11 protein-coding genes are annotated in these 12,526 nt (G+C 73.1%); 6 read left to right on the forward strand and 5 right to left on the reverse strand.

Annotated features, from left to right (window positions below; genetic code table 11):
* Positions 1 to 80: 80 nt before the first annotated feature.
* Together AB0I49_RS18830 and AB0I49_RS18835 are read left to right on the forward strand one after the other, a co-directional pair.
* Entirely contained in the window at positions 81 to 1,130 is a 1,050-nt protein-coding gene (locus AB0I49_RS18830) for an LLM class F420-dependent oxidoreductase (RefSeq protein ID WP_363228075.1), read from the forward strand.
* A 221-nt stretch (positions 1,131 to 1,351) separates the two neighbouring features.
* Entirely contained in the window at positions 1,352 to 2,140 is a 789-nt protein-coding gene (locus AB0I49_RS18835) for a ferritin-like domain-containing protein (protein ID WP_363228077.1), read from the forward strand.
* Between the two features lie 90 nt (positions 2,141 to 2,230).
* Here AB0I49_RS18835 and AB0I49_RS18840 read toward each other — a convergent pair whose 3' ends face one another.
* The gene (locus AB0I49_RS18840) at positions 2,231 to 3,223 is read right to left on the reverse strand and encodes a magnesium and cobalt transport protein CorA (protein ID WP_363228078.1); all 993 of its coding nucleotides are present in this window, start codon (positions 3,221 to 3,223) and stop codon (positions 2,231 to 2,233) included.
* Positions 3,224 to 3,285: 62 nt separating this feature from the next.
* Here AB0I49_RS18840 and AB0I49_RS18845 point away from each other — a divergent pair, with 62 nt between their 5' ends.
* From AB0I49_RS18845 to mshC, 4 genes are all read left to right on the forward strand, one after another.
* The gene (locus tag AB0I49_RS18845; RefSeq protein ID WP_363228079.1) at positions 3,286 to 3,987 is read left to right on the forward strand and encodes a histidine phosphatase family protein; all 702 of its coding nucleotides are present in this window, start codon (positions 3,286 to 3,288) and stop codon (positions 3,985 to 3,987) included.
* A gap of 230 nt (positions 3,988 to 4,217) precedes the next feature.
* Positions 4,218 to 4,808, forward strand: a complete 591-nt coding sequence (locus AB0I49_RS18850) for a DUF3090 domain-containing protein (protein ID WP_363228080.1) — start codon at positions 4,218 to 4,220, stop codon at positions 4,806 to 4,808.
* Positions 4,772 to 5,695 carry an SCO1664 family protein gene (locus AB0I49_RS18855; RefSeq protein ID WP_363228081.1) on the forward strand — a complete coding sequence of 308 codons (924 nt, stop codon included), beginning with the start codon at positions 4,772 to 4,774 and terminating at the stop codon, positions 5,693 to 5,695. Before AB0I49_RS18850 ends, AB0I49_RS18855 begins: the two co-directional genes overlap by 37 nt.
* Before the next feature lie 96 nt (positions 5,696 to 5,791).
* Positions 5,792 to 7,021, forward strand: coding sequence for a cysteine--1-D-myo-inosityl 2-amino-2-deoxy-alpha-D-glucopyranoside ligase (mshC, locus tag AB0I49_RS18860; protein ID WP_363228083.1), 1,230 nt, complete (start codon positions 5,792 to 5,794; stop codon positions 7,019 to 7,021).
* 78 nt (positions 7,022 to 7,099) lie between these two features.
* Here mshC and AB0I49_RS18865 read toward each other — a convergent pair whose 3' ends face one another.
* The 4 genes from AB0I49_RS18865 to AB0I49_RS18880 all read right to left on the reverse strand — a co-directional run bounded on the left by AB0I49_RS18865 (position 7,100) and on the right by AB0I49_RS18880 (position 12,522).
* A complete protein-coding gene (locus AB0I49_RS18865; protein WP_363228084.1) occupies positions 7,100 to 8,200 on the reverse strand; it encodes a PAC2 family protein in 1,101 nt (366 codons plus the stop codon).
* Between the two features lie 298 nt (positions 8,201 to 8,498).
* Positions 8,499 to 9,170, reverse strand: coding sequence for a FadR/GntR family transcriptional regulator (locus tag AB0I49_RS18870; protein ID WP_363228085.1), 672 nt, complete (start codon positions 9,168 to 9,170; stop codon positions 8,499 to 8,501).
* A gap of 231 nt (positions 9,171 to 9,401) precedes the next feature.
* Entirely contained in the window at positions 9,402 to 10,790 is a 1,389-nt protein-coding gene (locus AB0I49_RS18875) for a pyridoxal-phosphate dependent enzyme (protein WP_363228087.1), read from the reverse strand.
* Positions 10,791 to 10,911: 121 nt separating this feature from the next.
* The gene (locus AB0I49_RS18880) at positions 10,912 to 12,522 is read right to left on the reverse strand and encodes a glycerol-3-phosphate dehydrogenase/oxidase (protein WP_363228088.1); all 1,611 of its coding nucleotides are present in this window, start codon (positions 12,520 to 12,522) and stop codon (positions 10,912 to 10,914) included.
* Between the last annotated feature and the right edge of the window lie 4 nt (positions 12,523 to 12,526).

The following is a 12,526-nucleotide window of genomic DNA, read 5'->3' on the forward strand; positions in this document are numbered from 1 at the left end:
TAACTCGACACTGACGTATCCGAGGTACGCGCGCTAGAGTCCCCGCTACAGGGACGTTACTGATGAGTAAGGGGAGCGGTATGCGGCTTGGCATCAACCTCGGCTACTGGGGAGCCGGGATGGACGCGGACAACCTCGCGGTCGCCCGCGAGGCGGACCGCCTCGGCTATGCGGTCTGCTGGGCCGCCGAGGCGTACGGATCGGACGCCGCCACCGTGCTCTCCTGGGTGGCCGCGCAGACCGAGCGGATCGACGTCGGCTCCGCCATCTTCCAGATCCCCGCCCGTACCCCCTCGATGACGGCGATGACCGCCGCCACCCTCGACTCGCTCTCCGGCGGCCGGTTCCGGCTCGGCCTCGGCGTCTCCGGCCCGCAGGTCTCCGAGGGCTGGTACGGCGTCAAGTTCGACAAGCCGCTCGCCCGCACCCGCGAATACGTCGAGATCATCCGCAAGGCCATGTCCCGCGAGCGGCTCAGCCACGACGGCGAGCACTGGACGCTGCCCCTCCCCGGCGGCCCCGGCAAGCCGATCAAGCTCACCGTGCACCCGGTGCGCGAGCACATCCCGCTCTACATCGCCGCCATCGGCCCGAAGAACCTGGAGCAGACCGGCGAGATCGCCGACGGCGCGCTGCTCGTCTTCTTCTCGCCCGAACACGCGGAGGAGACCACGCTCGGCGCGCTCCGCGCCGGCCGCGCCAAGGCCGGCAAGGACCTCGACGGCTTCGATCTCGTCCCCACCGTCCCCATGGCCGTCGGCGACGACGTGAGCGCGCTCGCCGACCTCTTCCGCCCGTACACCGCCCTCTACGTCGGCGGCATGGGCAGCGCCAAGCAGAACTTCTACAACAAGCTCGCGCAGCGCATGGGGTACGGCAAGGAGGCCGCCGAGATCCAGGAGAGGTACCTCGCCGGGGACAAGGACGGCGCCGCCGCCGCGGTCCCGCGCGAGCTGATCGACTCCACCGCCCTGCTCGGCCCCGTGGAGCGCATCGCCGAGCGCATGCAGGCGTACGCCGAGGCCGGGGTCACCACCCTGTCGCTGGCCCCCGCCGGCTTCACGCTCGACGAGCGGATCGCGGGGCTGCGGGCCGGCGTCGACGCCCTGGAGCGGGCCGGGCTCGCCTGACGCGCACAGGCGGGGAGTGCCGGGGGGAAGTCCACGGCCGTGGTGGGGGCTCGGGGGTCTTCCCCGCCACGGCCGTCACCGAGCACAACGCCCCGACCGCCCCGGCGGTTACGCGCCGGGGCCGCTCCGGCCTCCGCCATTCGGCCGGACCTCCTGTTGCCCCTTCCGCCTCCCGGCGCTTGACTCTCCCTTGGCGAATGCCGTGCTCGGAGGTGGTGGCGATGCTTTCGGCCAAGGGCCTGTTCCAGGAGATTCTCGACAGCGACGATTCGTTTCAGCTGTTCTGCTCCATCGCGGCCGGCGGCGAGAGCCAGGGCGGCTGGGAGAACGGCCGGATCGCGGCCCTCGTCCCGGACGGCCTGCGCGACCTCGCGCCGAAGATCGCCCGGCACGGCGCGGACGAGGACAAGCACGGCCGCATCTTCCTCGCCCTGCTGCGCAACCGCGGCCTGGAACCGGTCGAGATCCCGCCGAGCACCGACTACACCATGCTCCTCGAACGCCGTGGCATCGGCCTCGCCCACGACCGGCTGCGCGCCGCCGAACCGCTCACCGAGCGGGACATCATCACCTACCTCACGCACAGCCGCGTCACCGAACAGCGCGCCGCCGACCAGATGGCCATGCTGACCGGGCACTTCGGCGAGCACCCGCAGATCGGCCGGGCGGTCCGGGTCATCTGCCGCGACGAGGAGAACCACCTCGCCTACTGCCACGAGGAACTGCTCCGCCTCGCGGCCCTCGGGCACGGCCGGCGGATCCAGGCAGCCCTGCGCCACAGCGCCCTCGCCGAGATCGCCGTCTACCGGGACGTCTCCCTCGCCGTGATGGACCGGATCGGGCGGATCCTGGGCTGGCCGCGCCCCAAGGCCGCCGTGCTCGCCGCCGGGATCCGCGCCATGCACGGGTACGAGCGGGCCGGCGGCTGGCGGCGCATGGTCAGCCTGCGGATGCCCGAGCGCCGCGACGCCCTCGGCGGCCCCGCGCCCCGCACCGTCGGACTGGCCTGAGGGCCCGGCCCCGCGCCCGTACGCGCCCCATGCCCGTACGCGCTCCCGCGCCGCTTCGTCCGTACGCGCCGCTGCCTCCGGCGGCCGTTCCTACAGCCAGCCCCGGTGCTTGAACATGCGGTGCAGCCAGAAGACCAGGCCCGCCATCAGCAGGATCACCGCCGGATAGCTCCACGGATACTGGAGCTCCGGCATGTGCTCGAAGTTCATGCCGTATATCCCTGCGACCATCGTCGGGACCGCGGCCATCGCCGCCCACGCCGAGATCTTCCGCATGTCGTCGTTCTGCCGCACCCCCGTCTGCGCGAGATGCGCGGAGAGGATGTCGGACAGCAGCCGGTCCAGTCCCTCCACATAGTCGTTCGCGCGCGTCAGATGGTCGCTGACGTCGCGGAAGAAGGGCTGCGAGGCGGACCGTACGTACGGCAGCCCGGCGCTCGCCAGCCGGGACATCGGCTCCGCGAGCGGGCCGGTGGCCCGGCGGAACTCCACGACCTGCCGCTTGAAGGCGTAGATCCGGCCGGCCATGCGCTTGGTGTCGCCGCCGGCCGGGGCGAACACCTCGGCCTCCAACTCCTCCAGGTCCACCTGAAGTTCCGCCGCCACGTCGATATAGGTGTCGACGACCGCGTCGCTCACCGCGTACATCACCGCCGTAGGACCGTGCTGGAGCACCTCGGGGTCCGCCTCCAGCCGGTGCCGCACCTGGGTGAGCGGATTGCCCCGGCCGTGGCGCACCGTCACCACGAAGGAGTCGCCGACGAAGACCATCAGCTCGCCCGTGGCGACCGTATCGGCGTCCTCGTCGTACTCGACCGGCTTGAGCACCAGGAACAGCGAGTCGTCGTAGACCTCCAGCTTGGGCCGCTGGTGTGCGGCCAGCGCGTCCTCCACGGCCAGCGGGTGCAGCCCGAATTCCGCGGTCACGAGCGCGAATTCGCTCTCGGTCGGCTCGTGCAGCCCGATCCACAGGAAGGAATGCCCCTCGGCGCGCGCCTCGTCCAGCGCTTCGGAGAAGTCGGCGGGGCCGTCGGTACGGCGCCCGTCGCGGTAAATGGCACAGTCCACGATCACGGAGAGCATTCTTCCGCCCCCCACTGCGATGTACACCAGGCACGGGCAAAGGCGAGTCGTAGGGTGGCGCCATGCCCACGTTGATCCTTGTCCGGCACGGCCGGTCCACCGCCAACACCGGGGGAGTCCTCGCGGGCTGGACCCCCGGCATCGCCCTCGACGAGCGCGGCGCGGCGCAGGCGGCCGAGCTGCCCGCCCGGCTGGCGGGGCTGCCGCTGGCCGCCGCCGTCACCAGCCCCCTCCAGCGCTGCCGGGAGACTCTCGCCCCGCTGCTCGCCGCCCGGCCCGAGCTCCCGCTCCACACCGACGACCGGATCGGCGAGTGCGACTACGGCGACTGGTCCGGACGCAAACTCGCCGAGCTCTTCGACGAACCCCTGATGACCGTCGTCCAGCAGCACCCGTCCGCCGCCGCCTTCCCCGGCGGCGAGTCCATACGGGAGATGCAGGCCCGCGCGGTCAACGCGGTCCGGCAGTGGAACCAGCGGATCGAGGACGAGCACGGCGCCGACGCCGTCTACGCCATGTGCACGCACGGCGACATCGTCAAGGCGCTCGTCGCCGACGCCCTCGGCCTGCACCTCGACCTGTTCCAGCGGATCGCCGTCGACCCCTGCTCGGTGACCGCGATCCGCTACACCCGGCTGCGGCCGTTCCTGCTGCGCCTCGGCGACACCGGCGACCTCGGCGGCCTGCAACCGCCCGAGGGGCCGTCCGCCGAGGGCGGCACGGCGGGTGACGCGGCGGTCGGCGGTGGCACCGGAGCACCGTGATCGACGGGCGCAGTAGGGTAGTGGCGCGGCGCCGCCCGCTCGGTCGCCGAACCGGTGCGTCCGCCGGACCGGCACCGCGGGCAGCACCGAGCGATCGAGCACCACCGCAGCCCGCACCGCCCGCCCGTCGGCCGCAGAGCCGTGAACAGCCGTATATCCCGTATATCTTGCATAGCTCGCATATCCCGTAACGCCGTATATCCGCAGTCGACGACAAATGGAGCAGGACGTTGTCCCGTCAGGTGTTCCTCTACGACCCGCCGGACCGCTTCGTCGCCGGCACCGTCGGGCTGCCTGGCCGCCGTGCCTTCTTCCTGCAAGCCACCGCGGCCGGCCGGACGACCAGCGTCGCGCTGGAGAAGACGCAGGTCGAGGCGCTCGCCGAGCGCATCGACGAACTCCTCGACGAGGTGGTGCGCCGCACCGGCGGCAACGCCCCCGTGCCCGCCGTCGCCCCCGCCGAGGTCACCGACACCGCGCCCCTGGACACCCCCGTCGAGGAGGAGTTCCGGGTCGGCACCATGGCCCTGGCCTGGGACGGCGAGGAGCAGCGCATGGTGGTCGAGGCGCAGGCCCTCGTCGAGCTCGACGCCGACTCCGAGGAGGACCTCGCCGAGGCCGAGGAGCGGCTGCTCCAGGACGAGGCGAACGGCCCGCCGATGCTCCGCGTACGGCTCACCGGGCTGATGGCCCGCGAATTCGCCAAGCGCGCCCTGGAACTCGTCAACGCCGGCCGCCCGCCGTGCCCGCTGTGCAGTCTGCCGCTCGACCCGGAGGGACACGTATGCCCGCGCCAGAACGGATATCGCCGCGGGGCGTGACGCCGCCGGAGCTGCTGGCGCTCGGCGAGCTGACGGTGCACGGGAGGGTGCGGGAGGCGTCCAACGCGGTGCTGTACTGCACGGTCGCGTACGAGGGCCACAGCGCGGCGTGCGTGTACAAGCCGGTGGCGGGGGAGCGCCCGTTGTGGGACTTCCCCGACGGCACCCTCGCGCAGCGCGAGGTGGCGGCGTACGAGCTGTCCGAGGCCATGGGCTGGAGCCTGATCCCGCAGACCGTGCTGCGCGACGGTCCGTACGGGCAGGGCATGTGCCAGCTATGGATCGAGCCGTCGGCGGACGGTGAGGGCGAGGGCGACGGTGAGGGGGCCCCTGCGGAGGGCTCGGAGAACGGTGGGCGCTCCGACGGGGACGGGGACGGGGACGGCATCGGGCTCGGGGCCGCCGCCGGGCTGCTGGCGCTGATCGAGGCCGAGGAGCCCGGCCCCGGCTGGAAGGCCATCGGCTTCGCCGAGGTCGGCGAGGGCCGCACCGCGCTGCTGGTGCACGCGGACGACGTACGGCTGCGCAGGCTGGCCGTGCTCGACGCCGTGATCAACAACGGCGACCGCAAGGGCGGCCACCTCCTGCCCGCCTCCGACGGCCGCTTCTACGCCATCGACCACGGAGTGACCTTCAACGCGGACGACAAGCTGCGCACCCTGCTGTGGGGCTGGGCGGGCGAGCCGCTGCCGGCGGACGCCGTCGCGGCGCTGCGACGGCTTTCGGCCGACCTCGCCGACGGCGGGCCGCTCGTCGCCCGTCTGGCCGAGCTGATCACCACCGCCGAGATCGGGGCCCTGAGGGGCCGCGTCGCCGATCTTCTGCGGACCGGGCGGCACCCTGTGCCCAGCGGGGAGTGGCCCGCGATCCCCTGGCCGCCGGTCTGACCCAGCACGCGGCCGGGGTCCGCGCAAGACCGCGTAACCAGCCAACGACCGGTATCCGGTTCGTATACGGACACTGCATCCGGTTACGCTCAAGGCATGTATGCCTGGCCCGCTTCTGAGGTGCCCGCCCTGCCTGGCAGTGGCCGCGACCTCCGAATCCACGACACCGCGACCGGCGGCCGCGTCACCCTCGCCCCCGGTCCCGTCGCCCGTATCTACGTCTGCGGCATCACGCCCTATGACGCCACCCATATGGGGCACGCGGCGACCTACAACGCGTTCGACCTCGTGCAGCGCGTGTGGCTCGACACCAAGCGGCAGGTTCAGTACGTCCAGAACGTCACCGACGTCGACGACCCGCTGCTGGAGCGGGCCGTACGCGACGGGCAGGACTGGACGGCCCTCGCCGAACGCGAGACGGCCCTGTTCCGCGAGGACATGACCGCGCTGCGCATGCTCCCGCCCCAGCACTACGTCGGCGCCGTCGAATCCATACCCGGCATCGTCCCCCTCGTCGAGCGGCTGCGCGACATCGGCGCCGCCTACGAACTCGACGGCGACACCTACTTCTCCGTGGAGTCGGACCCGCACTTCGGCGGGGTCTCCGGGCTCGACGCCGAGGCCATGCGGCTGCTCTCCGCAGAGCGCGGCGGCGACCCCGAGCGGCCCGGCAAGAAGAACCCGCTCGACCCGATGCTGTGGATGGCCGCCCGCGAGGGCGAACCCAGCTGGGACGGCGCCTCGCTCGGCCAGGGCCGCCCCGGCTGGCACATCGAGTGTGTGGCCATCGCCCTCGACCACCTCGGCATGGGCTTCGACGTCCAGGGCGGCGGCTCCGACCTCGCCTTCCCGCACCACGAGATGGGCGCCTCCCACGCCCAGGCGCTGACCGGCGAATACCCCTTCGCCAAGGCGTATGTGCACGCCGGCATGGTCGGCCTGGACGGCGAGAAGATGTCCAAGTCCAAGGGCAACCTCGTCTTCGTCTCCCAGCTGCGCCGGGACGGCGTGGACCCCGTCGCCATCCGGCTCGCGCTCCTCGCCCACCACTACCGCGCGGACTGGGAGTGGACGGACGGCGTCCTGGCCGAGGCCGTGGAGCGGCTCGGCCGCTGGCGCGCCGCCGTCTCGCGCCCCGACGGGCCGTCCGCCGACGCGCTCGTCGAGGAGATCCGCGAGGCGCTCGCGGACGACCTCGACGCGCCGGCCGCGCTCGCGGCCGTCGACCGCTGGGCCGCCGCGCAGGCCGCCGGCGGCGGCGCCGAGGAGGGCGCGCCCGGCGTCGTCTCCCGCGCCGTCGACGCGCTGCTCGGCGTGGCGCTCTGACGGGAACGGATACAGGCAGGGGCGCTTCCCGTCGAGGGAAGCGCCCCTTTTCACTTGCCTGAGTACCCGGCGGGCCCGCTACTCCTCGCCGTCCTTCTTCTCGTCCCCGTCGTTCCCGTCTTCCCTGTCCTTGCCGCCCTCGGCATCGTCCGCGGCGCCCTTGGCATCACGGTCCGGGTCGCGGCCGGGGCCCGGACGGAGCCCCGGCGGCTCGTCCTTCGCCGTCGGCTTCCTCGGGCGCGTACGGCCGCTGGACGTGTCACGGAGATACGATCCGTCGCGGCCGTCCGCGACCCCGCCCTCCGTCGCGTGCCCGCCCGGCTGTCCCGGCCCCGGCTGGCCGTCGCGCCGCCGCAGATAGCGCTCGAACTCGCGGGCGATGGCCTCGCCGGACGCCTCCGGCAGCTCGGCCGTGTCGCGCGCCTCCTCCAGCGACTGCACGTACTCCGCGACCTCGCTGTCCTCCGCCGCCAGCTGGTCCACGCCCAACTGCCAGGCGCGCGCGTCCTCCGCCAGCTCGCCGAGGGGCACGCGCAGGTCGATGAGGTCTTCGAGGCGGTTGAGCAGGGCCAGGGCGGCCTTCGGATTCGGCGGCTGCGACACGTAGTGCGGCACCGCCGCCCACAGGCTCACGGCCGGCACGCCCGCGTGCGCGCACGCTTCCTGGAGGATGCCCACGATGCCGGTCGGACCCTCGTACCGGGTCTCCTCCAGATCCATCGTGCGCGCCAGGTCGGCGTCGGAGGTCACGCCGCTGACCGGCACCGGCCGGGTGTGCGGGGTGTCGCCGAGCAGCGCGCCCAGCACCACCACCATCTCGACGCCCAGCTCGTGCGCGAAGCCCAGGATCTCGTTGCAGTACGAGCGCCAGCGCATGCTCGGCTCGATGCCGCGCACCAGCACGAGGTCGCGCGGCTTCGCGCCGCCGGTGCGGACCACGGAGAGCCGTGTCGTCGGCCAGGTGACCTTGCGGACCCCGCCGTCCAGCCACACGGTGGGCCGGTTGACCTGGAAGTCGTAGTAGTCCTCGGCGTCGAGCGCCGCGAAGACCTCGCCCTTCCACTCCCGGTCCAGGTGCCCGACCGCGGAGGAGGCGGCGTCGCCGGCGTCGTTCCACCCTTCGAAGGCACAGATCATGACCGGGTCGATCAGCTCGGGAACCCCCTCAAGCTCGATCACCCAGCGCCTCCTTCCGACCGGGGCGGACGGCTCGTGCCGCCACCGGTGTGCAGTTCCAATGCGTGCGCCCCAAGCCTACGGCTTCCGGGGCCCCTCGCCGCAGCCCCTGTGCACGGACGAGTACCCATTCATCCGAGGTGTCTCCGGCCCTCTCCCGGCCAACTTCACTCGGGCCACAGCAGTCGTGTTCCTGGGCGGCACGGCGCCCGAAACGTCCGACGTCCGGATCCGGCTGCCGGACGTCCGGCGCTCCGCCGCCGCTCTGCCGCCAAACCGCCGCCCGGCCGCCGAGCCGCCGTCAGAGCGTCGAGCGCAGCCACTGCTCCACGCTCGCGATGTGCACCGTCGCCCAGGACCGGGCCGCCTCCGCGTCGCGGTCCCGTAGCGCGCCCACGATCGCCCGGTGCTCGTGCAGCGTGCGGCTCACCGCGTCCTCCTGGGTCAGGCCGCGCCACACCCGCGCGCGCGTGGTCGGCCCGGACAGCCCGTCCAGCAGCGAGCACAGCACCGAGTTGCCGGAGGCCTGCACGATGCCTCGGTGGAACTCCAGGTCGCAGGCGACCAGCTGCTCCACCGAGGGCTCGGGCCCCAGCTCCTCCAATTGGGCGCTGAGCGCGTCCAGGGCGGCGTCGCCGATGCGCCCGCAGGCCATCGCCGTGGCCGCCGGCTCCAGGATGCGGCGCACCTGCAGGAACTCCAGCACCGTGTCGTCCCGGTGGAAGTCGACGACGAAGCTCAGCGCCTCCAGCAGCAGCTGCGGATCGAGGCTCGTGACGTACGTGCCGTCGCCCTGGCGCACGTCCAGGATGCGGATCAGCGACAGCGCCCGTACGGCCTCGCGCAGCGAATTGCGCGACAGGCCCAGCTCCGCCGCGAGCTCGCTCTCCTTGGGCAGCCGGTCGCCCGGCCGCAGCGCCCCGGAGACGATCATCCCCTTGATCTTCTCGATCGCCTCGTCGGTGACCGCCATCTTGACCCTCCCCGCGTCGGACCCGCTCGGAATCGACGCGGCGCCGCTCCCGTACCACCCCGGCACTGCCTCGGTGCCGCGTCAATACATCCGATGTCTGGCCCCATTATGGACCTGACGTGCTTTCCGTTCCCCCGGTTCACACCCCGGCCGCGCTCCGGCGGAGCCGGCGGCCGGGGCCGGCCGGGCGGCTGCCGTGGCCGAAAACCGCCCCGTCCGCGCCGACGGCCCTCACCCCACCGCCGTACGCAGCGCGGACCGGCCGACGAGACCGTGCACCCGGCCGTCGAGCAGCACCACCGCGGCCTCCGCGCCCTGCTCCTCCAGAGCGGCCAGCGCCGCCGCCGCCGACTCGCCGCGGCCCACCAGCGGCAGCGCCGGCGCCGCGTGGGACGCCACCGGGTCGTCCCCGCGCGCCGCCCCCGACGCGACCGCCGCGCTCAGCCGCTCCGCGGAGACCGCGCCGATCACCTCGGGCGCCATCACGGGCCGGTCCGGGCGGAGCGCGACCGTGGTCACCAGCACCGGGCCCGCCACGTCCCGCGCCGCGGCGAGCGCCTGCCCGACGGTGTCGGTGGGGCGTACGTGCGGACCCACGGCCGCGATCTTCGCGTCGCCCACCGAGGGCAGCGGGCCGTCCGCGTCCAGGAACCCCCAGCGCCGCAGCCAGCCGTCGTCGTGCACCTTGGAGAGGTAGTTGCGGCCCGAGTCCGGCAGCAGCACCACCACGAGGTCCTCGGGCCCGAGCCCCGCCGCGACCCGCAGCGCGGCGGCCACCGCGGTCCCCGCCGAACCGCCGGCCAGCAGCCCCTCCTCGCGCGCCAGCCGGCGCGCCGTCAGCAGCGACTCCCGGTCCGGGATCGTCTCGAACCGGTCGACGACCGGCGGGTGGTAGGAGGACGGCCACAGGTCCTCCACCGTCTCGGGGTGTACGAAGTGGCCGATGCTCTCCACGAAGTACGGGCGTCCGTCGCCGCCCGAGTACACGGACGCTTCCGGGTCCGCGCCGACGACCGTGACCCGGCCGTCGCTGGCATCCTTCAGGTACTCGCCGGTCCCGGTGATCGTGCCGCCGGTGCCCACCCCGGCCACCAGGTGCGTGACGCGCCCCTCGGTCTGCCGCCAGATCTCCGGGCCCGTACTCCGGTAGTGGGCCAGCGGGTTGGCCGGGTTGTCGTACTGGTCGGCGTGCCAGGCGCCGGGGGTCTCGGCGGCGATGCGCGCGGCCGTCTCGTGCACATGGTCCGGGTGCTCGCGCGGCACCCCGCTGGGGCAGACGACGACCTCGGCGCCGTACGCGCGCAGCAGCGCGATCTTCTCGGCGCTGCTCTTGTCGGGGATCGCGAAGACGCACCGGTAGCCGCGCTGGGCGGCGACCATGGCCAGCCCCGCCCCGGTGTTGCCGGAGGTGCCCTCGACGACGGTGCCGCCGGGGCGCAGCAGCCCGGCCTCCTCGGCGGCGTCGACCATCGCCACGGCGGCGCGGTCCTTCACGCTGCCGCCCGGGTTGACGTATTCGAGTTTCGCGAAGACGGGGGCGGTCAGGGCGCCGGTCACGCGGTTGAGCCGGACCAGGGGGGTGCCGCCGACCGCGTCGACCAGAGATGCGTACACGTCCATGCCCGGATCGTAGGCGCATCCGTACGCGGCGGGGGAGGGCCGCCCGAACAGGCGCGCACCGTACGCGGAAGGGGAGGGCCGCCCGTACCGGACGGCCCTCCCCTCAACGACTGGCGGCGTGTCAGCCCTTCTTGCCCAGCAGGTCCTTGACCTTGGCGCGGACGTCGTCCGTGGCCAGGCCGCGGATCGTCAGGGTCGTGCGGCGGCGCAGCACGTCGTCCTCGGTCTCGGCCCACTCGTGGTCGCGGGCGTAGACGGCCTGCGCCCAGATCTCGGGGGCGTCGGGGTGGATGCGCTCGGCCAGCTCCGGGTTCTCGTTCGCCATGCGGGCGATCTCGAAGGACAGCGAGCCGTAGTGCGTCGCCAGGTGGCGCGCGGTCTCCGGGGCCATCCGGACGCCGTTCGCGCCGCCGTCGACCAGCAGCCGGTGGGTGACCGCGTCCGGGTTGGCGATGCCGGGCAGCGGCATGTGCTTGGGCAGCTGGGAGACGGGCTCCATGTCGCTGCCGAGCGGGTGGCCCGGAAGCTGCGCGAGCTTGTTCATCACGGTGCGGCCGATGTGCCGGAAGGTGGTCCACTTGCCGCCGGCGACCGACAGCATGCCGCCGCTGCCCTCGGTGACGACCGTCTCGCGCTTGGCCTTGGAGGTGTCGCCGGGGCCGCCCGGCAGCACCCGCAGACCCGCGAAGGAGTACGTGATCAGGTCGCGGGAGAGCTGCTGGTCCCGGACGGAGAACGCGGCCTCGTCCAGGATCTGCGATATGTCCTTGTCGTTGACGGCGACGTCCCGCGGGTCGCCCTCGTACTCCTCGTCGGTGGTGCCGAGCAGGAGCATGTCCTCCCAGGGGAGGGCGAAGGTGATGCGGTACTTGTCGATCGGGGTCGCCAGCGCCGCGTTCCAGGGGGAGGTGCGCTTGAGGACGAGGTGCGCGCCCTTGGAGAGGCGGATGCTGGGGGCCGCGTTCTTGTCCTCCATCGCGCGGAGGTGGTCCACCCAGGGGCCGGTGGCGTTGAGCACCAGGCGGGCGTCGACGCCGAACTCGGTCCCGTCCACGCCGTCCTTGAGCTCCGCGCCGGTGACCTTGCCGTGCGTGAAGCGCAGGCCGGTGACCTCGGCGTGGTTCAGGACGGTCGCGCCGGCCTCGACCGCGGCCCGTACGGTCATCAGCGCCATGCGGGCGTCGTTCATCTGGCCGTCGCCGTAGACCGCGACCGCCTTGAGGTTGTCGGTCCGCAGCTCCGGCACGTCGCGCGCGGCCTTGTCGGCGCTGATGACGTGGCCGACGCCGTCGCGGAAGGCGGACAGCGCGGAGTACGCGAAGACGCCCGCGCCGAGCTTGGCCGCGCCGTGCGGGCCGCCCTTGTAGACCGGCAGGTAGAAGGTGAGCGGGTTGGACAGGTGCGGGGCGACGTCGTGGGAGACGGCGCGGCGCTCGAAGTGGTTCTCGGCGACGAGCTTGACGGCGCCGGTCTGGAGGTAGCGCAGGCCGCCGTGGAGCAGCTTGGAGGAGGCGGAGGAGGTGGCGCCGGCGAAGTCGCCGGCGTCCACCATGGCCACCCGCAGTCCGGACTGCGCGGCGTGCCAGGCAACGGTGATGCCCAGAATGCCGCCGCCGATCACCAGGAGGTCGTACGTAGCCTTGTTCAGCTGTTCCCGGGTCTCGGCGCGGCTCGGGTTCGAACCGGCAGCCGGGTGCGTCCCGAGGGCCGGGACGCTCTGCAGGGTGCTCATGTTG

This window comes from Streptomyces sp. NPDC050617, assembly GCF_040654795.1.
Taxonomy (GTDB): Bacteria; Actinomycetota; Actinomycetes; order Streptomycetales; family Streptomycetaceae; genus Streptomyces.